The organism is Aquabacterium sp. T101, assembly GCF_057219775.1.
Genome location: NZ_JBXVVZ010000006.1, coordinates 62015 through 87514, shown reverse-complemented (window position 1 = coordinate 87514; position 25500 = coordinate 62015). Strand labels below are relative to the sequence as shown.

At 72.3% G+C, this 25500-nt stretch carries 28 protein-coding genes; 11 read left to right on the top strand and 17 right to left on the bottom strand.

The features are described 5' to 3' along the window. Positions 1 to 51: 51 nt before the first annotated feature. Both AC2EAQ_RS15015 and AC2EAQ_RS15010 read right to left on the bottom strand, forming a co-directional pair. Positions 52 to 1899, bottom strand: coding sequence for an aldehyde ferredoxin oxidoreductase family protein (locus AC2EAQ_RS15015; RefSeq protein ID WP_484645151.1), 1848 nt, complete (start codon positions 1897 to 1899; stop codon positions 52 to 54). 13 nt (positions 1900 to 1912) lie between these two features. Then, a complete protein-coding gene (locus tag AC2EAQ_RS15010; RefSeq protein ID WP_484645150.1) occupies positions 1913 to 2386 on the bottom strand; it encodes a 4Fe-4S dicluster domain-containing protein in 474 nt (157 codons plus the stop codon). Positions 2387 to 2568: 182 nt separating this feature from the next. Here AC2EAQ_RS15010 and AC2EAQ_RS15005 point away from each other — a divergent pair, with 182 nt between their 5' ends. From AC2EAQ_RS15005 to AC2EAQ_RS14990, 4 genes are all read left to right on the top strand, one after another. Beyond that, positions 2569 to 3657 carry a helix-turn-helix domain-containing protein gene (locus AC2EAQ_RS15005; protein ID WP_484645149.1) on the top strand — a complete coding sequence of 363 codons (1089 nt, stop codon included), beginning with the start codon at positions 2569 to 2571 and terminating at the stop codon, positions 3655 to 3657. 111 nt (positions 3658 to 3768) lie between these two features. Further along, entirely contained in the window at positions 3769 to 4662 is an 894-nt protein-coding gene (locus AC2EAQ_RS15000) for a 3',5'-nucleoside bisphosphate phosphatase (protein ID WP_484645238.1), read from the top strand. Next, positions 4659 to 5594 carry a DMT family transporter gene (locus AC2EAQ_RS14995; RefSeq protein WP_484645148.1) on the top strand — a complete coding sequence of 312 codons (936 nt, stop codon included), beginning with the start codon at positions 4659 to 4661 and terminating at the stop codon, positions 5592 to 5594. Before AC2EAQ_RS15000 ends, AC2EAQ_RS14995 begins: the two co-directional genes overlap by 4 nt. Positions 5595 to 5613: 19 nt before the next feature. Continuing rightward, positions 5614 to 6252, top strand: a complete 639-nt coding sequence (locus tag AC2EAQ_RS14990; RefSeq protein WP_484645147.1) for an L-threonylcarbamoyladenylate synthase — start codon at positions 5614 to 5616, stop codon at positions 6250 to 6252. A gap of 130 nt (positions 6253 to 6382) precedes the next feature. Here the strand turns inward: AC2EAQ_RS14990 and AC2EAQ_RS14985 are convergent, their stop codons facing one another. From AC2EAQ_RS14985 to AC2EAQ_RS14970, 4 genes are read right to left on the bottom strand one after another with little or no spacing between them, the layout of a single operon-like run. Beyond that, the gene (locus tag AC2EAQ_RS14985; RefSeq protein ID WP_484645146.1) at positions 6383 to 6739 is read right to left on the bottom strand and encodes a RidA family protein; all 357 of its coding nucleotides are present in this window, start codon (positions 6737 to 6739) and stop codon (positions 6383 to 6385) included. Beyond that, entirely contained in the window at positions 6736 to 7356 is a 621-nt protein-coding gene (gene plsY / locus AC2EAQ_RS14980; RefSeq protein WP_484645145.1) for a glycerol-3-phosphate 1-O-acyltransferase PlsY, read from the bottom strand. The genes AC2EAQ_RS14985 and plsY overlap by 4 nt, the downstream gene beginning before the upstream one ends. Positions 7357 to 7360: 4 nt before the next feature. After that, positions 7361 to 7855, bottom strand: a complete 495-nt coding sequence (locus AC2EAQ_RS14975) for an aminoacyl-tRNA deacylase (RefSeq protein ID WP_484645144.1) — start codon at positions 7853 to 7855, stop codon at positions 7361 to 7363. Between the two features lie 22 nt (positions 7856 to 7877). Next, positions 7878 to 8930: an aldo/keto reductase gene (locus tag AC2EAQ_RS14970; RefSeq protein ID WP_484645143.1), complete on the bottom strand. Its 1053-nt coding sequence runs from the start codon at positions 8928 to 8930 to the stop codon at positions 7878 to 7880. A gap of 64 nt (positions 8931 to 8994) precedes the next feature. Between AC2EAQ_RS14970 and AC2EAQ_RS14965 the strand changes: the two genes are divergently transcribed. The 4 genes from AC2EAQ_RS14965 to AC2EAQ_RS14950 all read left to right on the top strand — a co-directional run bounded on the left by AC2EAQ_RS14965 (position 8995) and on the right by AC2EAQ_RS14950 (position 11409). Beyond that, complete coding sequence (locus tag AC2EAQ_RS14965; RefSeq protein ID WP_484645142.1) at positions 8995 to 9915, top strand: SDR family oxidoreductase; 921 nt, start codon at positions 8995 to 8997, stop codon at positions 9913 to 9915. A gap of 66 nt (positions 9916 to 9981) precedes the next feature. Next, positions 9982 to 10533, top strand: coding sequence for a DUF2975 domain-containing protein (locus AC2EAQ_RS14960; RefSeq protein WP_484645141.1), 552 nt, complete (start codon positions 9982 to 9984; stop codon positions 10531 to 10533). 2 nt (positions 10534 to 10535) lie between these two features. Then, entirely contained in the window at positions 10536 to 10772 is a 237-nt protein-coding gene (locus tag AC2EAQ_RS14955; RefSeq protein WP_484645140.1) for a helix-turn-helix domain-containing protein, read from the top strand. After that, the gene (locus AC2EAQ_RS14950) at positions 10750 to 11409 is read left to right on the top strand and encodes a hypothetical protein (protein ID WP_484645139.1); all 660 of its coding nucleotides are present in this window, start codon (positions 10750 to 10752) and stop codon (positions 11407 to 11409) included. Before AC2EAQ_RS14955 ends, AC2EAQ_RS14950 begins: the two co-directional genes overlap by 23 nt. On the opposite strand, the gene AC2EAQ_RS14945 is transcribed toward AC2EAQ_RS14950, so the two are convergent. From AC2EAQ_RS14945 to AC2EAQ_RS14930, 4 genes are read right to left on the bottom strand one after another with little or no spacing between them, the layout of a single operon-like run. Further along, positions 11406 to 13115, bottom strand: coding sequence for an acetate--CoA ligase (locus AC2EAQ_RS14945; protein ID WP_484645138.1), 1710 nt, complete (start codon positions 13113 to 13115; stop codon positions 11406 to 11408). The genes AC2EAQ_RS14950 and AC2EAQ_RS14945 overlap by 4 nt on opposite strands. Further along, positions 13112 to 13735: a hypothetical protein gene (locus AC2EAQ_RS14940; protein WP_484645137.1), complete on the bottom strand. Its 624-nt coding sequence runs from the start codon at positions 13733 to 13735 to the stop codon at positions 13112 to 13114. Before AC2EAQ_RS14940 ends, AC2EAQ_RS14945 begins: the two co-directional genes overlap by 4 nt. After that, a complete protein-coding gene (locus tag AC2EAQ_RS14935; RefSeq protein ID WP_484645136.1) occupies positions 13719 to 14576 on the bottom strand; it encodes a tetratricopeptide repeat-containing protein in 858 nt (285 codons plus the stop codon). Before AC2EAQ_RS14935 ends, AC2EAQ_RS14940 begins: the two co-directional genes overlap by 17 nt. Beyond that, positions 14573 to 15067 carry a GNAT family N-acetyltransferase gene (locus AC2EAQ_RS14930; protein ID WP_484645135.1) on the bottom strand — a complete coding sequence of 165 codons (495 nt, stop codon included), beginning with the start codon at positions 15065 to 15067 and terminating at the stop codon, positions 14573 to 14575. Before AC2EAQ_RS14930 ends, AC2EAQ_RS14935 begins: the two co-directional genes overlap by 4 nt. A gap of 63 nt (positions 15068 to 15130) precedes the next feature. Here AC2EAQ_RS14930 and AC2EAQ_RS14925 point away from each other — a divergent pair, with 63 nt between their 5' ends. Continuing rightward, a complete protein-coding gene (locus tag AC2EAQ_RS14925) occupies positions 15131 to 16051 on the top strand; it encodes an alpha/beta fold hydrolase (protein WP_484645134.1) in 921 nt (306 codons plus the stop codon). Positions 16052 to 16055: 4 nt separating this feature from the next. On the opposite strand, the gene AC2EAQ_RS14920 is transcribed toward AC2EAQ_RS14925, so the two are convergent. Further along, the gene (locus AC2EAQ_RS14920) at positions 16056 to 16967 is read right to left on the bottom strand and encodes a helix-turn-helix domain-containing protein (protein ID WP_484645133.1); all 912 of its coding nucleotides are present in this window, start codon (positions 16965 to 16967) and stop codon (positions 16056 to 16058) included. Positions 16968 to 17070: 103 nt separating this feature from the next. Here AC2EAQ_RS14920 and AC2EAQ_RS14915 point away from each other — a divergent pair, with 103 nt between their 5' ends. Both AC2EAQ_RS14915 and AC2EAQ_RS14910 read left to right on the top strand, forming a co-directional pair. Next, on the top strand, positions 17071 to 18132 hold the full coding sequence (locus AC2EAQ_RS14915) for an MBL fold metallo-hydrolase (protein WP_484645132.1): 1062 nt from the start codon (positions 17071 to 17073) through the stop codon (positions 18130 to 18132). A gap of 143 nt (positions 18133 to 18275) precedes the next feature. Further along, the gene (locus AC2EAQ_RS14910; RefSeq protein ID WP_484645131.1) at positions 18276 to 19349 is read left to right on the top strand and encodes a tripartite tricarboxylate transporter substrate binding protein; all 1074 of its coding nucleotides are present in this window, start codon (positions 18276 to 18278) and stop codon (positions 19347 to 19349) included. A 58-nt stretch (positions 19350 to 19407) separates the two neighbouring features. Here the strand turns inward: AC2EAQ_RS14910 and AC2EAQ_RS14905 are convergent, their stop codons facing one another. The 6 genes from AC2EAQ_RS14905 to AC2EAQ_RS14880 form a co-directional block, all read right to left on the bottom strand. Beyond that, entirely contained in the window at positions 19408 to 20070 is a 663-nt protein-coding gene (locus AC2EAQ_RS14905; protein ID WP_484645130.1) for a 3'-5' exonuclease, read from the bottom strand. Continuing rightward, complete coding sequence (locus AC2EAQ_RS14900) at positions 20067 to 21998, bottom strand: DUF294 nucleotidyltransferase-like domain-containing protein (RefSeq protein ID WP_484645129.1); 1932 nt, start codon at positions 21996 to 21998, stop codon at positions 20067 to 20069. The genes AC2EAQ_RS14905 and AC2EAQ_RS14900 overlap by 4 nt, the downstream gene beginning before the upstream one ends. A 75-nt stretch (positions 21999 to 22073) precedes the next feature. Then, a complete protein-coding gene (locus tag AC2EAQ_RS14895) occupies positions 22074 to 24218 on the bottom strand; it encodes a sodium:solute symporter family protein (protein ID WP_484645128.1) in 2145 nt (714 codons plus the stop codon). A gap of 1 nt (position 24219) precedes the next feature. Next, positions 24220 to 24477: a DUF4212 domain-containing protein gene (locus AC2EAQ_RS14890; protein WP_484645127.1), complete on the bottom strand. Its 258-nt coding sequence runs from the start codon at positions 24475 to 24477 to the stop codon at positions 24220 to 24222. A gap of 59 nt (positions 24478 to 24536) precedes the next feature. Continuing rightward, the gene (locus AC2EAQ_RS14885) at positions 24537 to 25112 is read right to left on the bottom strand and encodes a tetratricopeptide repeat protein (RefSeq protein ID WP_484645126.1); all 576 of its coding nucleotides are present in this window, start codon (positions 25110 to 25112) and stop codon (positions 24537 to 24539) included. After that, on the bottom strand, positions 25109 to 25411 hold the full coding sequence (locus AC2EAQ_RS14880) for a hypothetical protein (protein ID WP_484645125.1): 303 nt from the start codon (positions 25409 to 25411) through the stop codon (positions 25109 to 25111). The genes AC2EAQ_RS14885 and AC2EAQ_RS14880 overlap by 4 nt, the downstream gene beginning before the upstream one ends. Between the last annotated feature and the right edge of the window lie 89 nt (positions 25412 to 25500).

Here is a 25500-nt window from a genome sequence, read left to right as displayed (position 1 = left end):
CGCAAAGAAAGAAGGCGGTCCGAGAACCGCCTTCTTCGGGCCTGCGGCCGTCTAGAGCCCCAGGCGCGTGCGGGTCTCCGGCTTGAGCGTGCCGTCGGCGTTCCAGCCGCGCACGTCGTAGTACTTCGGCAGCATCTCGGGCAGCTTGCTGACCAGGCCCTTGGCCGGGCCGGTCTTGGCCTGCTCCTTGAGCAGCCGCGGCGGCAGCGTGTCGTCCTTGGCGGTGAAGCCGGCGCGGTTGTTGAAGTCGCGCTCCATGTTCCAGATGCGCTCGCCGATCTTCTGCATGTTCTCGAGCGTGAACTCGGGGCCGCAGGCGGCGGCTACCTGCGGCGCGACGTCGGCCAGGCCCCAGGCGAAGCTGGTGAAGATGCAGATGCCGGCGGAGTCGAAGGCGGCGGTGGCGTCCTGGAACGCCATCACCAGTTCGGGCTTGCCGTCGGCGGTGAGCGGGTCGGTCTTGACCGGGATGCCGAGCACCTCGCTGGCCACGGTGTAGCTGCGCAGGTGGCAGGCGCCGCGGTTGCTGGTGGCATAGGTGAGGCCCATGCCCTGGATGCCGCGCGCGTCGTAGGCCGGGAACTCCTGGCCCTTGACGCTCATGCTCAGCTCCGGGTGGCCGTACTTGGCGCACAGCCGCTTGCTGCCCTGGCCGATCTCCTTGCCGAAGCCCACGCCCTTGGCGGTCATGTCGGCCAGCTCGCACAGCGCGCGCGCCGAGCCGAACGGTGCCTCGATGCCGATCTGCTCCTTCTTGAGCACGCCCATCTCGTACAGCTCCATCACCGCGCCCACGGTGGCGCCGAAGCTGATGGGGTCCATGCCCTGCTCGTTGCAGATCAGGTTGGCGTACTGCAGCGCCTCCAGGTCGTTGACACCGTTGGCCGCGCCCAGCGCCCAGGCCGCCTCGTACTCCAGGCCGCCGGAGGCGCCCATGTACTGCGGCTTGTTCTGCACTGAGAAGTGGGTCGGGTCGATCTTGCTGATGCGGCCGCAGGCGATGGTGCAGCCGAAGCAGGCCTGGTTGGTGACCAGCTGCGCCTTGCCGTCGCCCTTGCGCGGCGTGGCCATCGCCTCGGCGGAGATGTCCTTGGCGCCCTCGAACTGGCTGTCGCGGTGGTTGCGCGTGGGCAGCGCGCCGATCTCGTTGATCACGTTCATCAGCACCTGGGTGCCGTAGGTCGGCAGGCCCTGGCCCGTGACCGCGTTGTCGGCCAGGATCTTCTTCTTCTCCTTGGTGACCTGCATGAAGCCCTTGGGGTCGTGCAGGTTGCCCACGCCGCGCGTGCCGCGCACCGCGATGGCCTTGAGGTTCTTGCTGCCCATCACGGCGCCCACGCCCGAGCGGCCGGCGGCGCGGTGCAGGTCGTTGACGACGGCGGCGAACAGCACCTGGTTCTCGCCGGCCTGGCCGATCGAGGACACGCGGATCAGCGGGTCCTGGTGCTGCTTCTTGATCGTCTCCTCGGTGTGCCAGACGCTCTGGCCCCAGAGGTGCGCCGCGTCGCGCAGCTCGGCCTTGTCGTCCTCGACGAACAGGTACACCGGCTTGGCCGAGCGGCCCTCGAAGATGACCATGTCCCAGCCCGCCATCTTCAGCTCGGCGCCCCAGTAGCCGCCCGAGTTGGAGCAGGCGATGGCGCCGGTGAGCGGGCCCTTGGTGACGACGGTGTAGCGGCCGCCGGTGGAGGCCATCGTGCCGGTCAGCGGGCCGGTGGCCCAGATCAGCTTGTTGGCCGGCGACAGCGGGTCGACCTTGGGGTCGACCTCGTCGACGATGTACTTGGTGGCCAGGCCGCGCGAGCCCAGATAGGCGCGCGCCCAGTCCATGTTGAGCGCTTCGCTCTTGACGGTGCCGGCGGTGAGGTCGACGCGGAGGATCTTTCCTGCCCAGGACATGTGTCGTTCTCCTTCAGGCGGCGGGTTGGTTGCCGAGCTTGTCGGCCCAGGCCTGCATCTTGCCGAGGCCGGTCCAGTTGGCGTCGACATACGTGATCGCGCCGGTGGGGCAGGCGTCGGCGCAGGCCGGCTCGCCACCGCACAGGTCGCACTTCTGGACCTTGCCGGTCTCCTGCACGTAGTTGATCGTGCCGAAGGGGCAGCTGATCGTGCAGACCTTGCAGCCCACGCAGGTGGTCTCGTTGACGACCTTGGCGCCGGTGAGCTTGTCGAGCGTGATCGCCTCCACCGGGCAGGCGTGCAGGCACCACGCCTCGTCGCACTGCGTGCAGGTGTAGGGCACCTTGCGCCCGGTGTGATGGAAGTCGAACACCTTGATCCGCGACTTGGCCGGCGCGTAGGTGGCGTAGTTCTCGAACGAACACGCCATCTCGCACTGCAGACACCCGGTGCATTTTTCCGGGTTGATGTGGAGCGTCTTCTGCACGTCGGGTCTCCTGCTGTGAAGCGTCGTTGCGGCGCACCTGTGCACGCCGATGCATAGACCATTGTTCGGATCGGGCATCGCCCGCACCCTAGGGTCAACCCTGATCGCCACGAAAATTCTCAGATTGAGACGGCAACCCGCCGCCGAAGGACCGGTTGCTGGCACGATGTCGCCCAGAGCGCATGCAGCCCACCACCCCCGCCCCGACCGACCGCCAAGGCGCCATCGCGCAGGCACGGCGTGCGCTGCTCCACGGCGCGGCCGACACGCCCGGCGCCCTGATCCAGCCCTGGATCGCGCAGTCGTGGCAGCGCTGCGTCGAGCGCGGCCAGCAGCCCGGCGACCGGGTCGGCTTCGACGTCGTCACCCGCGCGGCGGTGCGGCAGGCGCGCGAGCGCCATCGCAGCCTGCTCAGCGCCGCGTCGCCGGTGCTGGCCGAACTGGACCGCGCCATCGCCGCGAGCCGCTACTTCAGCCTGCTCACCGACGAGCGCGGCGTGGTGCTGGCCGTGGGGTCCACCGCCGACGCCGCCGTGCCGGCGGTCCACACCATCGCGCGAGAGGGCGTCGACCTGTCCGAGCCCAGCGTGGGCACCACCGCCATCGGCGCGGCCCTGGGCGAACTGCAGCCGGTGTGGCTGCACCGCGGCGAACACTTCTTCGAGGCAACCTCGGTCTACAGCTGTGCCGGCGCGCCGATCCTCGGGCCCGACGGCCAGCTCGCCGGCATGCTCGACCTCACCGGCGTGCTGGTCGACGAGCGGCCGGAGCTGCGCCACCTCGCCGCGCAAATGGCGCACCGCATCGAGACCGCCCTGCTGCTGGCGCTGCCGCGCCACCGGCTGCTGCGGGTGCAGTGGCCCGGCGCGCCGACGCCCGAGTCCGGCGGCCTGCTGGCGGTGGACGCCGACGGCGTGATCGTTGGCGCCGACCGCCATGCGCGCGCCATCCTCGGCCTGCGCTGGGACGGCCCGGTGGCGCGCTTCGGCGCGCTCGACGCCTGGTTCGCCACGCCCGTGGGGGCCCTGCTCGGCCTGCGCGCCGATGCACCCGCGCAGCCGGTGCCGCTGTGGTCGGGCCTGCAGGCGCTGGTGGGCGCGGTGGACGCCGCCTGCGACGCCGACGCCCCCGGCCGCTGGCACGAGGCCCAGGCCCGGCTGGTGCGCGACGCCATCGACGCCGCCCGCGGCAACGTGGCGCGGGCCGCAGCCCAGCTCGGCATCAGCCGCGCCACGCTCTATCGCCGGCTGGCGGCGCTGCGCCGCCGCTGAGCACCGCAAGGCATGGCCGGAGCGCCCGGGCGGCGCGGTCGAGCGCGATCGACGCCACCCTGAGACAATGTGCGGGTGAACCCTGATCGACCGTCGACGGCGGCACCGCCGCTGTCCCACCTGACCAACGCCGACCTGCACTGCCACTCGACCGTGTCGGACGGCACGCTGGAGCCCGAGGCGATCGCCGACCGGGCCGCCGCCAACGGCGTGCAGCTGTGGGCCCTGACCGACCACGACGAGGTCGGCGGCCAGCACCGTGCGCGTGCCGCCGCCCACGCGCGCGGCATGGCCTACCTCACCGGCACCGAGGTGTCGGTGACCTTCGCCGACGAGACGGTGCACATCATCGGCCTGGGCTTCGACCCCGACGACGCGGCCCTGCGCGAGGGCCTGGCCCGCACGCGCGGCGGCCGCGAGGAGCGTGCGCGCGAGATGGCCGAGGGCCTAGCGCGCGTGGGCATCCACGGCGCCTTCGAGGGCGCGCTGCAGTACGTGAGCAACCCCGAGCTGATCTCGCGCACCCATTTCGCCCGCTTCCTCGTCGAGCGCGGCCACTGCGCCGACACCGGCGAGGTGTTCCGCCGCTTCCTCACCAACGGCAAGCCGGGCTACGTGCCGCACAAGTGGGCGCGCCTGGGCGAGGCGGTGTCGTGGATCCGCAATGCGGGCGGGGTGGCGGTGATCGCGCACCCGGCGCGCTACACGCGCTTCACGCCGACGATGGAGTACGCGCTGTTCACCGAGTTCGTCGCGCACGGCGGCCAGGGCGTGGAGGTCGTCACCGGCAGCCACACCGCCGCGGACAGCCTGAAGTACGCCGACATGGCGCTGGAGTTCGAACTGTTCGCATCGCGCGGCAGCGACTTCCACTCGCCCGAGGAAAGCCGCACCGACCTCGGCACGCTGCCCGACCTGCCGGGCCGCCTGACCCCGGTGTGGCAGGCGCTGGCCGGCCGCGTGCAGTGGCCTGAGGCCGCGCCGGCCGAGCGCCCGACCGCGTGAACGCACCGCGTTCGCACCCGCTGCTGGGCATCGCGCTGGTGATCGGCGCGGCCAGCTGCTTCGCCACGATGGACACCACGGTGCGCTACATCGGCGCGTTCTTCAGCGTGGCCATCGTGCTGTGGGTGCGCTATGCGCTGCATGCGGTGGCGATGACGGCCTGGATCGCGCTGTCGCCGGACAAGACCTTCCGCACCGCCAACCCGCTGTTCCAGATCGCGCGCGGCGCGCTGCTCGCGTTCTCGTCGGCGATGGCCTTCGCCGCGCTGCGCCGCATGCCGGTGGCCGAGTTCACCGCCATCGTGATGCTCACGCCGCTGGCCGCCACGCTGCTGGCCCGGGTGTGGCTGCACGAGCGCATCTCGCGGCTGCGCTGGTCGCTGGTGATCGGCGGCTTCATCGGGGCGCTGATCGTGATCCGGCCCGGCAGCGGCGCCATCGGCTGGGCCGCGCTGCTGCCGCTGGCCGCCGCCGGCTCCAACGCGGCGTTCCAGATCCTCACCAGCCGCTACGCCCCGCACGAGAACCCGTTCACCACCAACTTCTACACCGGCGCCACCGGCATGGCGATCGCCACGCCGATCCTGCTGGCCAGCGTCACCGACCCGATCGAAGTGCTGGCCGCCGCGCCGACGGTGCAGCTGGCCGCGCTGGCCGCCGTGGCCGCGCTGGGCACCACCGGCCACCTGCTGCTGATCATGGCGCTGGGCAAGGCGCCGGCCTCCACGCTGATGCCCTTCCAGTACACGCAGATCGCGGTGGCCGCGCTGGCGGGCTGGCTGGCCTTCGGCGCCACGCCCGACGGCTGGGGCTGGGTGGGCATGGTCGTCATCGCGGTGTGCGGCGCCGCCACGGCGTGGCTCAACATGCGCGACGCCGCCGCGCGCCAGCGCCCCGTCTCTCCGGTGGCCGCGGACACCGTGGTGGATTGAGGCCGCAGCCGAGCGCGCGATGAGCCAGTACTTCGAGGTGCACCCGGACAACCCGCAGCCGCGGCTGCTGAAGCAGGCCGCGCAGATCCTGCACGCCGGCGGCATCGCGGCCGTCCCCACCGACTCGAGCTACGCGCTGGTGTGCCACCTCGACGACAAGACCGCGGCCGAGGCGCTGCGCCGCATCCGCGGCGTGGACGACCGGCACCACCTGACGCTGCTGTGCCGCGACCTGAGCGAGCTGGCCAACTACGCGCGGGTGGACAACCGCCAGTACCGCCTGCTCAAGCTCGGCACGCCCGGGCCCTACACCTTCATCCTGCAGGCCACCAAGGAAGTGCCGCGCCGCGTGAGCCATCCGCAGCGCCGCACCATCGGCCTGCGCGTGCCCGACCACCGCGTGGCGCAGGCCCTGTTGGCCGAGTTCGGCCAGCCGCTGCTGGCCACCACGCTGATCCCGCCCGGCGAGGACGAGCCGATGAACGACCCGCAGGCGATCCGCGAGCGCTTCCAGAAGCAGCTGCAGGCCGTGGTCGACGCCGGCGCCTGCCCGATGCAGCCGACCACCGTGGTCGACTGCACCGACGACGACCCCGTGCTCGTGCGCGTCGGCCGCGGCGACCCCGCCGCCCTCGGTCTGCAACCGCGCGACGAGTAGTCGCGTTCCGGGATAGCGCGAAGGTCTCAGGCCGGGCGCAAGTCCAGCAGGCGCTGCGGATCCGGCTCCGCCGGTCCGCCAGCGCCGCCCCCCTGGGGGGGAGCGGCGAAGCCGCAACGAGGGGGGCGTCTTACCGCGCCGCGGTGACGACGATCTCGACCTTCCACTCGGGCCGCGCCAGCGCGGCCTGCACGGTGGCGCGCGGCGGCGTGTGGCCGGGCACGACCCAGGTGTCCCACACCGCGTTCATGCCGGGGAAGTCGGCGATGTCGGCGAGATAGATCTGCGCCATCAGGATCTTCGACTTGTCGCTGCCGGCACGCGCCAGCAGCGCGTCGATCGCGGCCAGCACCTGGCGCGTCTGGCCGCCGATGTCCTGCGAGCCGTCGCCGGCCACCTGGCCGGCCAGGAACACGCGGTCGCCGTGCACGGCCATCTCGGACATGCGCGCGCCGACGTCGAATCGTTGGAGGGGGGTCGTGGTCATGGGGTACGGGCCTTCTGGCCGAGCCTGGATTCGGTGCCGGCGATGAGCCGGCGGATGTTGGCCTCGTGGCGCCAGACGAGCAGCAGGCCCATCACCGCGAGCGCCACGGCCTGGGCATCGGCGTCCCAGATCAGCACCTGGTAGAACGGCGCGAACAACGCCGCCACCATCGAGGCCAGCGACACGTAGCGGAAGAACGCCACGAAGATGACGAAGGTGACCAGCGTGGCCACCCCGAGCAGCGGGTTGAGGGCGAACACCACGCCGGCCGCGGTGGCCACGCCCTTGCCGCCCTTGAAGCCGAAGAACACCGGCCAGACATGGCCGACGAAGGCCGCCAGCCCCGTGGCGGCCACGGTGCGCTCGCCCCAGCCGAAGCGCTCGGCCAGCAGCAGCGCCACCACCACCGGCACGTAGCCCTTGAGCGCGTCCAGCGCCAGCGTGGCGATGGCCGCGACCTTGTGGCCCGACCGCAGCACGTTGGTCGCGCCGGGGTTGCCCGAGCCGTAGGTGCGCGGATCGGCCAGGCCCACGAGGCGGCTGACGATGACGGCGAAGGACAGCGACCCCACGAGGTAGCCCGCGAGGATCATCGCCAGGGAGGCAAGCGTCGACATGCGGTCAGTTTAAGGCGCAGTCCACGGTCGTCGCGCCGAGCGGGCCGGTCAGCACCGCCGGGTCGATGCCGACCAGGAACCCGCGCCGGCCGCCGTTGATGTAGATGCGCGGCAGCGCCAGCACGCTGCGCTGCACGCACACGCGCACGCCTTCGCGCCGGAAGCCGAACGGCGAGGTGCCGCCCACGAGGTAGCCGCTGTGGCGCTGCGCCACGTCGGGCCGGCACGGCTCGACGCTCTTGACGCCGATCTCGCGCGCGAGGTTCTTGGTGCTCACCTGCCGGTCGCCGTGCATCAGCACCACCAGCGGCTGCGCGCGCTCGTCCTGCATCACCAGCGTCTTGACCACCGCATGCTCGTCCACGCCGAGCTGGCGCGCGGACTCGGCCGTGCCGCCATGCTCGACGTAGTCGTACGGATGATCGGTGAAGTCCACGCCGTGCCGGCGCAGCCACTGCGTGGCCGGCGTCTCGCTGACGTGCCTGTCCCTGCGTGCCATGTCGCGCCCGCTCCGGCCGGCCCTACTGCGCCGGGTCGCGCACTTCCCAGCGGACGCGGTCGATCGCGGCCAGCAGCTCCGGCGACAGCACGGTGCCCCAGGCGTCGAGGCACTCGTCGAGCTGGGCCAGGCTGGTGCAGCCGATGATCGTGCTGGCCACGCGCCAGTTGCCATAGCAGAAGGCCAGCGCCAGCCGCGTGGGCGTCAGGCCATGCTCGCGCGCCAGCGCGTTGTAGCGCCGCGCGGTCGCCAGCGCCTCGGGCCGACCCCAGCGCTGGGTGCGGAAGCGCTCGAAGCGCGCGATGCGGCCCGGGTTGGACGGGTCGTCGGTGCCGCGCTCGTCGTACTTGCCGGTGAGCGCGCCGAAGGCCAGCGGCGAATACGCCAGCAGGCCCACGCCGGTGCGGTGCAGCACCTCGTCCAGGCCGTTGTCGACCACGCGGTTGGTCAGGCAGTACGGGTTCTGCACCGACACCACGCGCGGCAGGCCGTGCTGCTCGGCCACGCGCACGAACTCCGCCAGGCCCCAGGGTGTCTCGTTGGACAGGCCGATCGCGCGCACCTTGCCGGCCTTCACCAGCCCGGCCAGCGCCTGCAGCTGGTCGTGCACCGAAGTCTGCGGCTGGTCCTTCGCGGGGTCGAAGTACAGCGTGCCGAACGACGGCGCATTGCGGTTGGGCCAGTGGATCTGGTAGAGGTCGATCGTGTCGGTGCGCAGCCGCTTCAGGCTCGCGTCGCAGGCCTGCACCATGCCCTCGGGCGTCACGTCGGGGCAGCCGCCGCGCACCCAGGGCATGCCGCGCGCCGGCCCGGCCACCTTGGTGGCCAGCACCACCCGCGAGCGCATGCCGGGCCGCGCCGCCAGCCATCGGCCGATGATCTCCTCGGTGCGGCCATAGGTCTCGGCGCCCGGAGGCACGGGGTACATCTCGGCGGTGTCGAGGAAGTTGACGCCGCGCCCGACGGCGCGGTCGAGGATGGCGTACGAGTCGGGCTCGGACACCTGCTCGCCGAAAGTCATGGTGCCCAGGCAGATCGGGGTCACCTGGAACGGGCCCAGCGGAACGGTCTTCATGCTTGGTGGGTCGGTGGCTGTGCGGATAGCATCGAGTGTGCCTCAGTGACACGGAGGGGACAGGATGACGATCCTGGTCGTCGGTGCGACCGGCGTGCTGGGCCGCGCCACGACACTGGCGCTGCTGAAGGACGGCAAGCGCGTGCGCGCGATGGTGCGCGACCGTGCGCGGGCCGCCGACCTGTCCGAGGCCGGCGCCGAGCTGGTGGACGGCGACCTCACCGACGCCGCCTCGCTGGAGCGGGCCTGCGACGGCGCGCTGCGCGTGTTCGCCGCGGCCCATTCGCTGCTGGGCCGCGGCCGCCAGTCCAGCGCCCAGGTGGACCATGTCGGCCACAGCGCCCTGATCGCCGCGGCCCGCGCCGCCGGCGTGGCGCGCTTCGTCTACACCTCGGCGATGGGCGCGCGCGAGGACCACCCGATCGACTTCTGGCGCACCAAGTTCGAGATCGAGGAGACGCTGCGCGAGAGCGGCCTGTCGCACACGATCCTGCGCCCCTCGTCCTTCATGGAATGGCACGTGCACCGCCTCAACGGCCAGATGCTGCTCGACCGCGGCACCACGTTCATCGTCGGCCCCGGCACCAAGCCGCGCAACTTCGTGTCGGTGCGCGACATCGTGCCGATCGCGCTGCAGGCGCTGGAACTCGACGCGCTGGCCGGTCGCACGATCGACATCGGCGGCCCCGACAACCTGAGCAACAAGGACGTGGCGCTGATGTACCTGGTGCGCATGCGCCAGGAACACGGCAAGGTGCGCCATCTGCCGCTGTCGGTGGCGCGCGTGCTCGCCACGCTGATCCGGCCCTTCCACGAGGGCATCGCCCGCGTGCTGGACATCGCCCTCGTGCCCGACGCCGACTGGGCCGAGGAGTTCGACCCGCGCGCGCTGCTGGCCGAGTTTCCGCTCGAGTTGCTCACGGCGGACCGCTTCGTCGACGAGCGCGTCCGCGAATGGCGGCGTGCGCGGGCCGGGCGGCGCTGAGCCCGGCCCTTGCAGGCGGCCAGCCTGCGTGTTTTAATGTTTTGCGTAAAACACTTTTCGCAAGACATGGACACTGCTTCGCCCCCTTCCGGCAGCCCGGCCCTCGGGCGCATCGTCTCGCTGGTCCGGGGCCTGTGCCTCTTGGGCGTTGTCGTGCTGCTGTGGGTGCCGGTGTCGGTGCTGATCGCACCCGATGGCGTGCAGCCCCAGGGCCTGGCCAACCAGCTCGGACTCCACGGGGCGGTGCCCACCGAGGCGGCGCGCTGGCGTGCCGCGGGCGCGAGCCTGCTGCCCGTGGCCGCGGGCCTGTTCGCGCTGTGGCAGCTGTGGCGGCTGTTCTCCCTCTATCGGCAAGGCGACGTGCTCAGCGCCCGCGCGGCGGCGGTGCTGGGTCGATTCGCCTGGGGCGTGGTCGGGCTGGCGCCGGCCCAGGTGCTGGGCCGCGCGCTGATGTCGGTGGCCCTGACGCTGGACAACGCGCCCGGCCAGCGCATGCTGCGCGTGACCTTCGGCTCCGACGACTTCGTGCTGCTGCTGCTCGGGGCGGTGCTCGTGGCCGTGGCCCGCGTGATGGTGGTGGCCGCGCGCGCCGCCGAGGAAAACCGGGCCTTCGTCTGACCATGGCCATCGTCGTGCGACTCGACGTGATGCTCGCGCGCCGCAAGATGCGCTCGCGCGAGCTCGCCGAGCGCGTGGGCATCAGCGAAGTGAACATCTCGCTGCTCAAGAGCGGCAAGGTGCGCGGCGTGCGCTTCGAGACGCTCGAGCGCATCTGCGAGGTGTTGCAGTGCCAGCCCGGCGACCTGCTCGAGTGGCGCCCCGGGGAGCCCGCCGATGACGGCCCGGCGACGGACTGAGGGGCCGCGGGCGGCGGCGCTGGCACTGGTGCTGGCGCTGCACGGGCTGCTGCTGTGGCACGGGCCCGAGGTGCGGCCCGACGCGCGCTTCGAGTCGCGCGTGCCCGCGCCGATGGTCGTGGCGGTGCGCATCCTGCCGCCACCGCCTGAGCGCGAGGCTCCGCCGCCAACGTCCGTCGAGTCCGGGCCCCGACGTGCCTCGCCGCGCGCCACTGCGGCGACCGCAGCGCAGCCCCTCACAGTGGCATCGACAGCGACAAGCGCCGAGCCGGCGCCACCTCGGACCTCCGGGGCCCGGCCCGACAGCGCGGCCGAACCGGCGGTCGCGCCCGGGCCGGCGGCCGAAGCGGTCGCGCCGCCGCCCGCCGACCGGCCGCTGAACCTCGTGCTGCCGCGCGGCGCGGGCGCCGAACGCGGCGCCCTGACCGAGCCGCCGGGCAGCATGCGCCGCGCCGCGCTGAACGACCCGCGCAGCAACATCGCGCCCGACCCGACACGCGTGCTGCCCGACGCGGTGGCCGCGTCGGCCAAGGGCGACTGCATGAAGGGCGACTTCGCCGGCGGCGGCATGGGCCTGCTCAGCCTGCCCTTCCTGGCCGTCGCCGCGCTGCGCGGCGACTGCAAGCCCGTGCGCTAGGCCGGCGGGCCGGCTCGCCGCGCCCGCTCCTCCTCCTGCAGGCGCAGCACGCGCCGCTGCACCTTGCCGGTGGTGGTCATCGGCAGCGCGTCGATGAACTCGATCTCCTTCGGGTACTCGTAGGGCGCGAGCCGCCCGCGCACGTGCTGCTGGAGCTGCTCCACCAGCGCCGCGCCGCCGGCGTGGCCGGGCGCCAGCACCACGTAGGCCTTGACCACCGCGCCGCGCTCGGCGTCGGGCTTGGGCACCACCGCCGCATTGGCCACGGCCGGATGCTTGACGAGGCAGTTCTCCACCTCGCTGGGCCCGATGCGGTAGCCCGCGGCCTTGAACATGTCGTCGCTGCGGCCCTGATACCAGAGGTAGCCGTCGGCGTCGCGCAGCGCCGTGTCGCCGGTGCGGCACCACGAGTCGGACGGGTCGCCGGTGAACTTGGCGCGCGTGGCGTCGTCGCGGCGCCAGTAGCCGAGGAAGAACACCGGGTCGGGGTGGCCGTGGATGTCGCGCCGGTGCACCGCCACGTCGCCCGCCTCGCCGGGCGGCAGCTCGCGGCCGGCGTCGTCGATCACCGCGATGCGGTGGCCGGGGTAGGCGCGTCCCATGCTGCCGGGCCGCGCCGGCCAGCCGGCGCGCTCGCGCCCGCCGCGGTCGACGTACAGCCCGCCGTTGCCGACGATGTAGTTGATCTCGGTCTGGCCGAACATCTCGTTGACCGTGACGCCCAGGTGCTCGCGCGTGTAGGCGAACACCGCGTCGCCCACCGCCTCGCCGGCGCTCATCACCGCGCGCAGCGCCAGGCCGGGAAAGCGCGCGCGGCCCTCGGGCACGGCCTTCATCATGGCCTTGAGCGCGGTGGGGAACAGGAACGAGTGCGTGACGCCGTGGCGCACCATCAGCTCGAACGCGCGCTCGGGCGCGAAGCGGCCGTTGAAGCCGACGATGCGACCGCCGAAGTACAGCGTGGGCAGCAGCGCGTCCATCAGGCCGCCGGTCCAGGCCCAGTCGGCCGGCGACCAGAATGCGCCGGCCCGGTGCGGGTACCAGTTCTGGCTGCAGACGAAGCCGGTCAGGTTGCCGATCAGCGCGCGCTGCGGCATCAGCGCGCCCTTGGGCGGGCCGGTGGTGCCGCTGGTGTAGATCAGCACCGCCGGGTCGTCGGCCGCGGTGTCGGCCGGCGCGGTGGCCGGCGCGGGACGCGACAGCGCGGCGTCCCAGTCGAGGCTGCCGCGGCCGGCCGCGCCGCCCACGGCGATCACGTGGGCCAGGTCCGGGCAGGCGGTGGCGGCGCTGCGCAACGCATCGATCGCGCTCTCGTCGACGATGGCCACGCGGGCCTGGCTGTCCACCAGCCGGTACTGCAGCGCGTCCGGGCCGAACAGCATCGACAGCGGCATCGCCACGGCACCGAGCCGCGCCACCGCCATGTGGGCCACCGCGGTCTCGAAGCGCTGCGGCATCACGATGGCCACGCGGTCGCCGCGCGCCACGCCCAGGCCGGCCAGCGCGCCGGCCAGGCGGCACGCCGCGGCGTCCAGCGCGGAATACGTGTGGTTCACCACCCCGCCGGACTCGGCCTCGCACACCAGGGCCACGGCCTGCGGCGTGGCCCGGGCCCAGCGTGCGCAGCAGGCCTCGTAGAGGTTGAATCGCGCCGGCACCTGCCAGCGGAAGTCGCGGTACAGCCTGGCGTAGGCGTCGGCGCTCATCGGTTGCTCCGTGTCGGCGCGACGCGGCCTCGCAGCGCCTGTTCCATCGCGAAGCGCCTGACGCGCAGCCGGTGCAGGAAGTGCCACCAAGCGCAGCCGCCGGCCACCACCAGCACGCCGACGATCTCCAGCGCGCGGTGCACCGGCGTGGCGCCGAGCTCGGTGCGCAGCACCATGTCGACGTGGTGGAAGCTCGCCGCGCGCACGACGATGAAGAACAGCAGCACGCACACGCCGACGAAGGCGGCACGGTACTCATGCCAGAGGGTGTGCCACTGCCGGCGCGCCCACACCACCACGCCGACGGCCCCGGCCGCGAGCAGCGCGATGAACACCGCCTGCACCGCGCGCCGCTGCTCCCACCAGCCCTGCGCGATGGCGAGGTCGCGCCCGGCCTGGCTGAGCCAGGTCTGCAGGTCGAGCTGCTTGTTCAGGCCCAGGGCCAGCATCAGCAAGGTCAGCGCGATCCAGAAGTCGTGCGGCACCGCGGTGCGGCGGGCGGCGCCCACGTTGCGCCAGGCCAGCAGCGCCGCGGCGGCGTAGGCGGCCACGGTGACCCAGCCCAGCAGCGTGGGGTCGCCGATGCCAACCTGCCAGCGGCCGTCAGGGCCGGCGGCCATCGCGAAGCTCCGTGGCCCGGCGGCGCGCCTGCGCGGCGGCATCGGCCTGACCGCGCGCGGCCTGCAGCAGCGCCAGTTCGTCGTAGACGTACGGGTCGGGCGTGCCGGCGGCCACCGTGTCCCGCTCGAGCGCGGTCTGCATCGCCAGCGCCTCGTCGACGCGGCCGAGCAGCCGCAGCACGTTGGCCACCTGCCAGCGCGCCATGAAGCGCCCTTGCGGGCGGCCGCTGCGCTCGTAGGCCACCTGCGCCTCGCGGAACGAGGCCAGGCTGTCCTCCAGGCGGCCGGCCTCGCGCAGGTCGCTGCCGATGTTGTTCAGCGCCGCCGCCTGCCAGCCCTGCGCGCGCGGGTCGCTGGCGCGCCGCGCGTAGTCCACCGTGCGCCGGTTCCAGGCGATGCGGTCGTCGAGCGCCGGCTCGGCCAGCGCCAGCATGTGCAGCGCGTCGGCGGCCAGCGCCTCCAGGCGCGCCGCGTCGGCGGTGACGAAGGCGCGCATGAACAACGGCCGGCCTTCGAGCGGCTTGCCCGACGAGCGCAGCGTGCGGCCGCGCTCCAGCCAGGCGCGCACGCGCGGCGCCACGCCGGCCGTGGCCAGCGCGGGCTCGATCGCGTCGAGCTCGCGGTGCGCGTCTTCGAAGCGCCCGCGCAGGCCCAGCGTGCGGGCGATCTGCGTGCGCAGCACCAGCGCGTCGTCGCCGGTGGCCGTTGCGAGCGCCTCCCGGAAGCGCGCTTCCGACGCGGCCGGGTCGGCGTAGTTCCACAGGGCGTCCACGTCCACCGCGGCATGCGCCGTGCCCGCCAGCAGCGTGGCGGCGAGCACGAGCGCGCGCCCGGCGTTCATGCGCCCGGGTCCTCGCCGAAGCGGGCCAGCCGCTCCCCGGTGATGCGGCAGATGCGCCAGTCCGGCATCACGGTGGCGCCCAGGCCTTCGTAGAAGCGGATCGCGTTCTCGTTCCAGTCGAGCACGCTCCACTCGAAGCGACCGCAGCCGCGCTCGGCGGCGATACGGCCCAGGCGCTCGAGCAGCGCGCGACCCAGGCCGGTGCCGCGATGCGCCGGCCGGACATACAGGTCCTCGAGATACAGCCCCGGGCGTGCCAGGAAGGTGGAGAAGTTGGTGAAGAACAGCGCGAAGGCCACCACCTCGCCGTCGACCTCGCCCACCAGGCATTCGGCCACCGGGCGCTCGCCGAACAGGTGCGGCGCGAGCTTGTCGGGTGTCACCTCCAGCAGATGCGTCAGGCGCTCGAACTCGGCCAGCTCGCCGATCAGGGCGACGATGGCTTGCAGATCGCGCGGCTCGGCAGCGCGCAGGGCATGGGCAGCGGGCATGGCGGCATTGTCCATGCGCCCCGCGGCCTGCGTCACCGCTGGCCATCCCCTACAGTGCGGGGCATGACCGGCGCCTACCGACCGCTTCGCGAGGCCCGCGACCTGGCCCTGCCCGTGCGCGGACTCACCTATCACGTCAACGCCTGGGGCGATGCGTCGCTGGCCACGCCGGAACGCCCGCCGCTGCTGATGCTGCACGGCTGGATGGACGTGGGCGCGTCGTTCCAGTTCGTCGTCGACGCGCTGGCGCGGGCCGAGGGTGCGCAGCGCTATGTGCTGGCGCCGGACTGGCGCGGCTTCGGCGGCTCGTCCAACGGCGGCAGCGACAGCTACTGGTTCCCCGACTACCTGGGCGACCTCGACGCGCTGGCCGACGCGCTGGCCCCCGGGCAGCCGTTCGACCTGCTGGGTCACAGCATGGGCGGCAACGTCGTGATGAGCTATGCCGGCATCCGGCCCTCGCGCATCCGCCGTCTGGTCAACCTCGAAGGCTTCGGCCTGCCGGACATGGCGCCGGAACAGGCCCCGGGCCGCGCCGCCAAGTGGCTCGACGAGCTGAAGGCGCCGCAGGCGTTCGCGCCCTATGCCGATGCGCAGGCGGTGGCGGCGCGGCTGCGCAAGACCAATCCGCGCCTGCCTGCCGACAAGGCGGCGTGGCTGGCCACGCACTGGGCCGAACCGCGCGACGACGGCCAGTGGCACCTGCGGGCCGACCCGGCGCACAAGCGGGTCAATCCGGTGCCCTACCGGGCGGCCGAGGCGGTGGCCGCCTGGCGCGCCATCGAGGCGCCGGTGCTGTGGGTCGAGGGTGCGCAGACCGACATGCGCAAGTGGTGGGGCGACCGCTATCCGCGCGCCGACTTCGACGCCCGCCTGGCCCAGGTGCGCCGGGTGGATCGCGTGCTGCTCGACGACGCCGGGCACATGCTGCACCACGACCAGCCCGAGGCGCTGGCGGCGGCGCTGCAGCGCTTCCTCGGCTGAGGCCTCAGCCGGGCGCGGCGGCGTCACCGCGCAGCGCCCGCTGCAACGACCAGCGCGAGCCGAAGCCGCTGGCGGCCAGCAGGGCCGCGGTGTCGGTCTCGCCGCCGGCCAGGGCGCGCCGTGCCGCTTCCAGGCGCCTTTGCCGCAGATAGTCGGCGGGTGTCATGCCGTGCAGCTCGACGAAGGCACGCAGGAAGTGGAACTTGGACAGGTGGGCGGCCGACGCCATCCGCGCCAGGTCGACCGGGTCGCGGTAATGGCCTTCGATGAAGTCCGTCGCCCATCCGATGCGGCGCACCAGTTCGTCGCGCGTGGTCGAGCGCACCGCGGACAGCCGCGCCAGCGCCCGGAACCCGGCGCGGCACTCGCGAGCCAGCAGCAGCGACACCAGCTCGACGAAGTCCTCCTCGTGCTCGCCCGGCGCCGGCCCGGCCACGCGGGCGCGGATGCGCCCGAGCAGCGCGGCCACGGCAGCGTCGTCGTCGCGGTGGATCTGCTCGCGCCACAGCGGCTCGGCACCGCCCTCGCGCCCGTCGGATGCCGCGTCGAGCGCGTCGTCCCAGCCGAGGCCGTGACTGGTGGCCACCTGGCGCACGAGGGCGGGGCTGAAGTGCAGGCTGAAGCAGGTGGAGGCCGCGCCGATGCGCGCCGAGTAGCGCCGGCCGGGATGCACCAGCAGGTAGCGGCCCGGCTCGATGCGCAGGTGGCGCCGGTCGAGCCACAGCTCGGCCGACCCGTCGAGCACGGCCTTGAGCGACCAGGACGACGGCAGCGGACCGGTCTCGACGTGCGACGCGCGGGTCAGGAACACCGAGTCCACGCGGCCCCAGCGGGCCCGGAAGCGGGCCCGGAAACCGGCGTTGGCCGCGGTCTCGGGTCCGGGCGGCAGGTCCGGGAATCGCGTGGTCACGATCATCGCGCCCGATTGTGGGCCGATCCGCCCGAGCAGAAGTTGCGAAGTCGTCGCCGGCCGCGATGCGCCATGCGTCGGTGGCGTCGGCACTGCCGACAATCGCCCCATGCGCGCCCCCATCGAGGCTCCTTCGCATCCGCATCGCACCGAGGTCCCGGAGCCGGCCCGGTGCCGTGGCCGCCGGGCCGCCCTGGCGCTGGCCGCCGTCCTGGCGGCCGGGGTGCTGGCGGCCTGCGCCGCGGCGCCGCCGCCGGCCGCCGCCGATCCCGTGCTGCAGCCGCTGGGCCACGGTCTGTGGCTGCTGCCGGGGCGGTTCCCCAGGGACCGCCAGCCCGACGGCAACAGCGTCGTGATCGAGGCCCCATCCGGGCTCGCCGTGGTCGACACCGGCCGCCACGCGGAGCATGCCCAGGCCCTGCTGGACTTCGCCGCGCGGCAGGGCCGGCCCATCGCCGCCGTGGCCAACACCCACTGGCACCTCGACCACCTGGGCGGCAACGCCCGGCTGCGCGAGCGCTTCGCCCGGCTCGACGCGGTGGCGGCCCCGGCGGTGGACCAGGCCATCACGCAGCAGTTCCCCGGCTTCCGGCGCGATCTCGAAGGCATGCTGGCCGACCCGGCCACGCCGCCGGACGTCCTGCAGATGGTGCGCGTGGACATCGCGCTGTACGACCGGGCCGCGGCGCTGCGCCCGACGCGCGCCTTCGACCGCGCCGATGCTCCCCTGGTGCTGGCCGGACGCACGCTGCGCGCGGGGGTGGTGCGGGCGGCCAGCGACGGCGACCTGTGGCTGTTCGACCCGCCGAGCCGGGTGCTGATGCTGGGCGACCTGGTCACCCTGCCCGCCCCCTTCCTCGACACCGCCTGCCCCGCCACGTGGCGCGAGGCGCTCGGCACGGTGCAGGCGCTGCCGTTCGAGCGCGCCGTGCCCGGACACGGCCCGGTGCTCGACCGCGACGGGTTCGGGCGCTGGCGGCGGGCCTTCGAGGCCCTGCTCGATTGCGCGGCGACTGACCGCGCGCCGCGCGTGTGCTCGGCCGCCTGGGTCGCGGACCTGGGGCCCCTGCTGGCGCCGCAGGACCACGCCGCCGCCCACGGCATGATCGCGCACTACTTCGCACAGCGCCTGCGATCGCCCGATCGCGACAGCCACTGCGGCCGTCGCTGAAGGCCGCCGCGCACCGCGTCGGCGGCCCCGGGTTCGTCAACCCTTGCACGGAAAACGCCGCCGGCCGCAGCGGCGGCGCCGGGATGGGCCACTAGTATCTGCAACCGGACGGCCGTCCCCGGCCGCACGCACAGAGGCTGCGCATGAAGAAGACGATTCCCATGACCCTGGTCGGCGTGGCGCTGGCCGCATTGGCCCTTGCGCCGGCCCATGCCTGGGAGCCCAGCGCCCCGGTGGAACTGGTGGTGCCCGCCGGCACCGGCGGCGGCGCCGACCAGATGGCCCGCTTCGTGGCGCAGATGGTCACCAAGCACAAGCTGATGAACCAGCCGCTCACGGTGGTCAACAAGGCCGGCAACTCGGGCATCGAGGGCCTGCTGGACGTGAAGGCGGCCAAGGGCAACCCGCACAAGCTGATCATCACGCTGTCCAACCTGTTCACCACGCCGATGGCCACCGGCACCGACTTCTCCTGGCGCGACATCACGCCGGTGCAGATGCTGGCGCTGGACCAGTTCGTGCTGTGGGTCAACGCCGAGTCGCCGCACAAGTCGGCCAAGGAACTGATGGACGCGCTGCGCGCCGCGCCGCCCGGCAGCGTCAAGCTCGGCGGCACCGGCAGCAAGCAGGAGGACCAGCTCATCAGCGTGCTGCTGGAGACGGCCGCCTCCACCCGCCTGTCGTACCAGGCGCTGCGCGGCGGCGGCGATGTCGCCCGGGCACTGGCCGCCAAGGAGGTGGACCTCACCGTCAACAACCCGATCGAGGCCGCCAAGCTCTGGTCCGAGGGCAAGGTGCGGCCGCTGTGCGTGTTCGACGGCAACAAGCTCGACTACCAGGCCAAGATCACCGCCACGCAGGCCTGGAGCGACCTGCCCACCTGCATGTCGTTCGGCATCCCGGTGCAGTACCTGATGATGCGCGGCATCTTCATGGCGCCCGGCGTGGCGCCGGACCAGGTGGCCTACTACAACCAGTTGCTCGACCGCGTGCGCGCGCTGCCCGAGTGGAGGGAGTTCATGGCCCAGGGCGCGTTCAAGCAGTCGGTGATGACCGGCGAGCCCTTTGCCAACTGGCTCGACCGCACGGAGAACTTCCACAAGGTGCTGATGCGCGAGGCCAAGCTCACCTTCGCGGCCAGCAACGCGGCCGGCGCCAACCGGCCCGGCGCACCCGCGGCCGCGCCCGCCGCGCCGCGGCCGGCGGACAAGAAGTAGCCGCAGCGCGCGGCAACGAGCCGCAGCGGCGGCTGTGGCCGCCGCGGTCGGTGCAGCACTAGCCGCCCGAGCCGAGCCAGCGCTGCTGGCGCGCCAGCGTCTGCAGCTTGCCGAACGACGCGCAGCGCTGCGCGCGCGCGGCGGGCCACAGGCGCAGCAGCAACTCGGCCGTGGCCAGCGTGTCGGCGGCGGCCTGGTGGCGCACGGCGCATTCGATGCCGAAGTGGTCGAGCCAGTCGTCCAGCGCCTGGCCGGGCACCCCGGGGTGCAGCGCGCTGGCCACCGGCGCCAGGTCGAGCCAGCGCGCGCCCAGCCCGCGCCCGCGCACCGCGCGCGACGCCCGCTCGATCATTGCCTCGTCGAACGACGCGTGGTAGCCCAGCAGCGGCGCCCCGTCGAGCCAGCGCTCGAACGCGTCGAGCGCCTGCGCCGGCGGCACGCCGCCACGCTGCGCGCCCACGCCGATGCCGTGCAGCAGGATGTTGTCCTTGTCGGTGCTCGCGCTGTGGTGGTGCAGCACGGCCTCGAAGCTGTCGGCCAGCGCCACGCCCGGGCGCCCCGCGTCGTCGAAGTGCACCGCGATGGCCGCGATGGCCAGCAGATGGTCGTGGTCGACGTCCAGGCCGGTGGTCTCCACGTCCACCACCGCCCAGCGGCCGGGCTCGCGCGGCGCGGCGCCCGACGGCGCCAGCCAGCGCGACAGCAGGCCGAGCGGGTTCAACGCAGGTAGTCCAGCTGGATGCGCTGCTGCAGGCGCCGCGCGACGCGCAGGCTCTCCTTGAGCACGCGGCGGTCGATGTCGTTGAGGGCGGACACGTCCACGAGGTTCGGGTTGCCGTCGGGCGCGTCGACGGCCTCGCGGCTGTCGCGATCGAGCTGCACCTGCAGTCGCAGCAGCTGGAGCACCTCGAAGCCGGCGATCCAGGCCTCGGACTCCTGCGCAGGCACGCCCAGGGCCTGCGCCGCGGCGGCGAAGCGCTCGCGGGTGGAAGTGGCGGCGACGCCATGTGCCAGCGCATACAGGCGTGCGGCGTCGACATAGATCGCCGTGCCGTGCAGCTTGAGGTCCATCACCTTCTGGCCGCCCTGGGCCTGGGTGTCGATGCCGCCCGCCCAGGTCAGCGCCGGCGCGTGTCGCAGCGCGTTCTCGGCCATCTGCTTCATGAAGCGCGCGTTCCGGGCGGACTCCCGCACGAGGGTCTCCTTCAGCGCCGCGGCCAGGCCGCTCGCCCCGGCCAGCGGGCGCAGGTCGAAGTAGATGCTGGCGTTGAGCAGGTCCTCCGGTGCGCCGTGGTCGATCCAGTCGGAGAAGCGCAGCAGCCACTCGCGCTGCGTCAGGCAGCATTCGGGGTTGCTGGCCATCACGTTGCCCTTGCACAGCGGGTAGCCGCACACGTCGAGCGCCTCGTTGACCTCGCGCGCGAACGCCAGCAGCGCGGGGCGCTCGCGCGCCGGATCGTCGGCCAGGAAGACGATGCCGTTGTCCTGGTCGGTGGCGATGGTCTGCTCGCTGCGGCCCTCGGAGCCGAAGGCCAGCCAGCACACGCGCGACAGGTCCACCCCGTGCTGTGCCGCCAGCAGACCGACCAGGCGTTCGGCCAGCACGTCATTGAGGTGGCTGATCAGCTCGGTGAGCTGGCGTGCGCGCACGCCCTGCCCCAGCAGGCTGCGCGCGAAGCGGCGGATGTCCGCCGCCACGAGGCGCAGCGTGTCCACGTCCGGCGCGGCGCGGATCGCGGTGCTGACCTGCTTGAGCGAGAGGCGCTGCAGCGCGAACAGGTCGCGCTCGGACAGGATGCCCACGACGCGGCCGCCGGCATCGTCGGCGTCGGTGACCGGCACGTGGCGCACGCCGTGGCGCGACATCAGCAGTGCCGCGTCCTGCGCCGTGTGGCGGGTGGACAGCACGTGCACGGGCGCGCTCATCACGTCGCCGATGGGCCGCTGCAGCGACAGGCCCGGCAGCGTCACGCGGCCGAGAATGTCGTGCCGCGTCAGGATGCCGCGCGCCGCGCCGCTGGCTTCGTCGAGCACCAGCACCGAGCCGATGCGCTTGTCGTGCATGGCCTGCAGCGCCTGCGCCAGAGGCGTGGCCTCGCCGACGCCGAAGGCGGCCCGGCGCACCAGCTGCCCGAGCGGGGTCTCCAGGGTCTGCTCGGCCAGCGACTGCTGTGCATAGGCCACCTGCACCGCGCGGCGCGACAGCTCGAGGAACTGCTGCACCCGACGGTTGAGGAAGTCGGCGAACGGCGCGCTGTCCTGCGCCAGCGCGCGCATCGCGGCCAGGGGCAGCTGCAGGCAGAAGGTGTCGTCGTTGGCGGTGTAGGTGGCGGTCACGGCCCGCTCGGCCATTGCCGCGCCGATCGGGAACAGGTCGCCGGCCTCGTACTCGAAGCCGCCACCGTTCTCGCCGGCCAGGCGGGCGAGGCCGTCGCGGCCGCTGATGCGGCCGCGGCGCACGAACAGCAGCGCGCGCACCTCGCCGTGGGCCGGCTCGAGCACCACCTCGCCGGGCTCGAAGTAGCACTGGGTGCTCGCCGCCACGAAGCGGTCGACGTGCGCCGGCGCCATCTGCGCAAAGGGCGGATGGCGCATCAGCTCGGTGCGCAGGTTGGCCAGGAGGCTTGGCGACGGGCTCGTCGAGTTCATCGGCCGAGTGTGCCAGCGCGCCCAAGAAAAAGGGCCCCTTGCGGGGCCCTTGGAACGCTCAGACTTGGACGCGGATCAAGCGCGCGCCGCGCCGGCCTTCAGGTTCGGGTAGCGGACATGCTCGACCAGTTCCTGCGTCTCCTTGCTCGGGGCCGGAGTGAACAGGCTGACCAGGATGATCACCGCGAAGCCGACCGGCACGCCGAACACGCCGGCGGAGATCGGCTGGATGCCCCACCACAGGCTGATCGGGCTGTCGACGCCGAACATGGTGCGCATCCACGGGTGGTTCATGATCATGTAGTACGCCGTGATGCCCAGGCCCGCAGCGATGCCGCAGCAGGCACCGATGGACGACGCGCGCTTCCAGAAGATGCCGAGCACCAGGGCCGGGAAGAACGACGCCGCCGCGAACGAGAACGCCGCGCTGACCAGGAACAGGATGTCCGCCTGCTTGGTGACGAACACCATGTAGGCCACCCAGGCCGCGGCCAGTGCAACGACGAGCAGCAGGGCCTTGGAGATGGCCACGCGGCGCGAGGTCGGCGCGTTCGGGTCGATCATCTTGTAGTACAGGTCGTGCGACAGCGCGTTGGCGATCGTCAGCAGCAGGCCGTCCGCAGTGGACAGCGCAGCCGCCAGGCCGCCAGCGGCCACCATGCCCGAGATCACGTACGGCAGGCCACCGATTTCCGGCGTGGCCAGCACGATGATGTCGCCACCGATGCGCATTTCGCCGAGCTGGAAGATGCCGTCGCCGTTGATGTCGGCCACCGACAGCAGCGCCGGGTCGACCTTCTGCCAGTTGGCGATCCACGCCGGCAGCTTGTCGAACGGCGTGCCCACCAGCACGTTGAAGACCTCGTACTTGACCAGCACCGCCAGGGCCGGCGCGGTGAAGTACAGCAGGAAGATGAAGAACAGCGACCAGGTCACCGACTCCCGTGCTTCCTTCACCGACGGCGTGGTGTAGTAGCGCATCAGGATGTGCGGCAGCGCGGCCGTGCCCACCATCAGGCAGAACACCAGGGCCAGGAAGTTGCGGCGCGAGGTGTCGAAGGCGGTCTGGGCCTTCTCGTCACCCTTGGGGTCGCCGGCGAAGATCTGGCCATGCGAGGGCATGCCGGCCAGCGGTGCGGCCCGTGCCGTGTTGGCCGCCTTGGCGGCCGTGTAGGCCTTCTTGGCGTCCTCCAGCGTCTTGGGCAGCGCGGCCAGGGCCTTCTCGGCGTCCTGGATCTGCTTGACCGGCGCGTTGGCGGCCTTCAGGTCGTCCAGCTTCTTCTGCGCGGCGGCCTGGTCGGCAGCCATCGCGGCGGGAACGTCCTTCAGCTTGGCGTCGGCCGCGTCGGCACGCTCCTTGAAGATCTTGATGACCTCCTGCTCCTTCGGGTCGGCGCGCAGTTGCTTCTCGCGCTCCGTCACCTTGGCCAGCTGCTGACCGTAGATGAGCTGCGGAACCGGCACGCCGGTCTGCTTCACCGACAGCCACACCACCGGGATCATGTAGGCCACGATCAGGATGATGTACTGGGCCACCTGGGTCCAGGTGACCGCGCGCATGCCGCCCAGGAACGAGCACACCAGGATGCCGCCCAGGCCGACGAAGATACCGACCGCGAAGTCGAAGCCGGTCAGGCGCGTGGTGATCAGGCCCACGCCGTAGATCTGCGCCACCACGTAGACGAAGGAGCACAGGATCGCGGCGAAGATGCCCAGGAAGCGCGCCATGTTGCCGCCGTAGCGGGCGCCCAGGAAGTCCGGGATCGTGAACTGGCCGAACTTGCGCAGGTACGGCGCCAGGAACAGCGCCACCAGGCAGTAGCCGCCGGTCCAGCCCATGATGAAGGCCAGGCCGCCGTAGCCGGTGAGGTACAGCGTGCCGGCCATGCCGATGAACGACGCGGCGGACATCCAGTCGGCGCCGGTGGCCATGCCGTTGTAGATCGCGGGCACCCGCCGGCCGGCCACGTAGTACTCGGCCGCGTCGGAGGTGCGGCTCATCACGCCGATGCCGGCGTAGAGCAGCACGGTGGCGATCAGGAAGATGAAGCCGATCCACTGGCGCGACAGGCCCATCTGCTCCAGGATCGCCAGCACGACCACGAAGGCGAGGAAGCCGCCCGTGTACCAGCCGTAGACCTTGTTCAGTTGTGCCTTGAACGCCTTGTTGGCGGCCGCGGAACTGGTGCCGCTTGCTGCGGTTTCGAACATGCCAGCCATGTCATTCCTCCTCGGCGACGCCGTGTTCCTGGTCCAGCTTGTTCATGCAACGAGCGTAGTACCAGATCAGAAATACATAGACGGCCAGCGAGCCCTGGGCCCCGACCCAGAAGCTGAACGGCCAGCCGAAAAAGTTGAAGTTCAGGTCGCGGGCGAAGAACGCCACGACGAAGGTCACGAAGAACCAGATGAACAGAAGTACACCTGTGATTCGCAGGTTCTTCTGCCAGTAACTGCGTTGGGAGTCTGTCAATTGCATCGCTGTCTTCTCCTGTCGCTCGCTTTACCGGGGGAAGCCCGGCCCCTTGGAAAAAAACGTCATGGTGCGAGACCCGTCTCGCGCTGGAGTTGCTCGGCCACCTTGGGCTCGAACCCCTTGAGATGGCGGATGATCTTTCGAGCCTCCTCGGGCTCGTCCCGGTCGACCTGCACCCGTGCCAGCTGGTACCAGGCATAAGGGCTCATCGGCTGCAGTTCGGTGTTGCGCTTGAGCACGGCCACCGCCTCGTCCAGCCGCTGCTGGCGGATCAGCACCAGGCCCAGGCCGTACCAGGCGCGGTCGAGCTTGGGATCGATCGCGACCGCGCGGCGGAAGGCCGCCTCGGCCGACTCGTGCTGCTCGGCCTCGTCCAGCAGGAAGGCCAGGTTGAACCAGTCGGCGGCACTGCGGTCGGGATGCCGGTCGACCAGGCGCTGCAGGTCGGCGATGGCCTGGCTGCGCCGACCGGCCTGGGCGCGCAGGTGCCCCCGGCTGGCCAATGCGTAGCCGTCGTCCGGCCACTGCTCGAGCATGCGGGTGAACACGTCCTCGGCCGCGCTGTCGCGCGCGAAGACCAGCAGCACCATGGCGCGCCAGCGCAGCAGGTGGTAGCCCAGGCCCTTGGCGGCGCTCATGCGGCGCACCCCTGACGGCCCAGCGCCACGCAGTACAGGTAGCCGCGCTCGGCGAAGACCCACAGCGACAGGGCCACCAGCAAGCCGAAGGTGATGAACGCCACCTGCTTGTCGCTCAGCGCGGCGGGCGTGATGCGCCGCACCGGCCAGGTGAACGGCACCGACAGCTTGCGCAGCGTCTGGTAGAAGAAGTTGCTCTCGTGCTTGCCGCCCGCCAGCACGAACAGCAGCCCCTGGCCCATCATCGCGAGCAGGGGGATGTACAGCAGCAACTGGACGGTGTTGAGGATTTGCAGCACGGCTTCAATGCGCAGCCCGCACCCGGGCGCTTGGCGAGGCCTGTACTGTCGTTTCCGACCACTTACGGCTTTCTGACAAAGCTGTCAGG

What these genes read in the sequence shown, in the direction of transcription:
- AC2EAQ_RS14960 (WP_484645141.1), top strand. Translation starts at nt 9,982, where the DNA reads ATGGACACTGCTTCGCCCCCTTCCGGCAGCCCGGCCCTCGGGCGCATC.
- AC2EAQ_RS14910 (WP_484645131.1), top strand. Translation starts at nt 18,276, where the DNA reads ATGAAGAAGACGATTCCCATGACCCTGGTCGGCGTGGCGCTGGCCGCA.
- AC2EAQ_RS14925 (WP_484645134.1), top strand. Translation starts at nt 15,131, where the DNA reads ATGACCGGCGCCTACCGACCGCTTCGCGAGGCCCGCGACCTGGCCCTG.
- plsY (WP_484645145.1), bottom strand. Translation starts at nt 7,356, where the DNA reads ATGTCGACGCTTGCCTCCCTGGCGATGATCCTCGCGGGCTACCTCGTG.
- AC2EAQ_RS14965 (WP_484645142.1), top strand. Translation starts at nt 8,995, where the DNA reads ATGACGATCCTGGTCGTCGGTGCGACCGGCGTGCTGGGCCGCGCCACG.
- AC2EAQ_RS15005 (WP_484645149.1), top strand. Translation starts at nt 2,569, where the DNA reads ATGCAGCCCACCACCCCCGCCCCGACCGACCGCCAAGGCGCCATCGCG.
- AC2EAQ_RS14955 (WP_484645140.1), top strand. Translation starts at nt 10,536, where the DNA reads ATGGCCATCGTCGTGCGACTCGACGTGATGCTCGCGCGCCGCAAGATG.
- AC2EAQ_RS15015 (WP_484645151.1), bottom strand. Translation starts at nt 1,899, where the DNA reads ATGTCCTGGGCAGGAAAGATCCTCCGCGTCGACCTCACCGCCGGCACC.
- AC2EAQ_RS14920 (WP_484645133.1), bottom strand. Translation starts at nt 16,967, where the DNA reads ATGATCGTGACCACGCGATTCCCGGACCTGCCGCCCGGACCCGAGACC.
- AC2EAQ_RS14900 (WP_484645129.1), bottom strand. Translation starts at nt 21,998, where the DNA reads ATGAACTCGACGAGCCCGTCGCCAAGCCTCCTGGCCAACCTGCGCACC.
- AC2EAQ_RS14935 (WP_484645136.1), bottom strand. Translation starts at nt 14,576, where the DNA reads ATGAACGCCGGGCGCGCGCTCGTGCTCGCCGCCACGCTGCTGGCGGGC.
- AC2EAQ_RS14915 (WP_484645132.1), top strand. Translation starts at nt 17,071, where the DNA reads ATGCGCGCCCCCATCGAGGCTCCTTCGCATCCGCATCGCACCGAGGTC.
- AC2EAQ_RS14970 (WP_484645143.1), bottom strand. Translation starts at nt 8,930, where the DNA reads ATGAAGACCGTTCCGCTGGGCCCGTTCCAGGTGACCCCGATCTGCCTG.
- AC2EAQ_RS14895 (WP_484645128.1), bottom strand. Translation starts at nt 24,218, where the DNA reads ATGGCTGGCATGTTCGAAACCGCAGCAAGCGGCACCAGTTCCGCGGCC.
- AC2EAQ_RS14940 (WP_484645137.1), bottom strand. Translation starts at nt 13,735, where the DNA reads ATGGCCGCCGGCCCTGACGGCCGCTGGCAGGTTGGCATCGGCGACCCC.
- AC2EAQ_RS14990 (WP_484645147.1), top strand. Translation starts at nt 5,614, where the DNA reads ATGAGCCAGTACTTCGAGGTGCACCCGGACAACCCGCAGCCGCGGCTG.
- AC2EAQ_RS14985 (WP_484645146.1), bottom strand. Translation starts at nt 6,739, where the DNA reads ATGACCACGACCCCCCTCCAACGATTCGACGTCGGCGCGCGCATGTCC.
- AC2EAQ_RS14885 (WP_484645126.1), bottom strand. Translation starts at nt 25,112, where the DNA reads ATGAGCGCCGCCAAGGGCCTGGGCTACCACCTGCTGCGCTGGCGCGCC.
- AC2EAQ_RS14945 (WP_484645138.1), bottom strand. Translation starts at nt 13,115, where the DNA reads ATGAGCGCCGACGCCTACGCCAGGCTGTACCGCGACTTCCGCTGGCAG.
- AC2EAQ_RS14950 (WP_484645139.1), top strand. Translation starts at nt 10,750, where the DNA reads ATGACGGCCCGGCGACGGACTGAGGGGCCGCGGGCGGCGGCGCTGGCA.
- AC2EAQ_RS14930 (WP_484645135.1), bottom strand. Translation starts at nt 15,067, where the DNA reads ATGCCCGCTGCCCATGCCCTGCGCGCTGCCGAGCCGCGCGATCTGCAA.
- AC2EAQ_RS14975 (WP_484645144.1), bottom strand. Translation starts at nt 7,855, where the DNA reads ATGGCACGCAGGGACAGGCACGTCAGCGAGACGCCGGCCACGCAGTGG.
- AC2EAQ_RS14890 (WP_484645127.1), bottom strand. Translation starts at nt 24,477, where the DNA reads ATGCAATTGACAGACTCCCAACGCAGTTACTGGCAGAAGAACCTGCGA.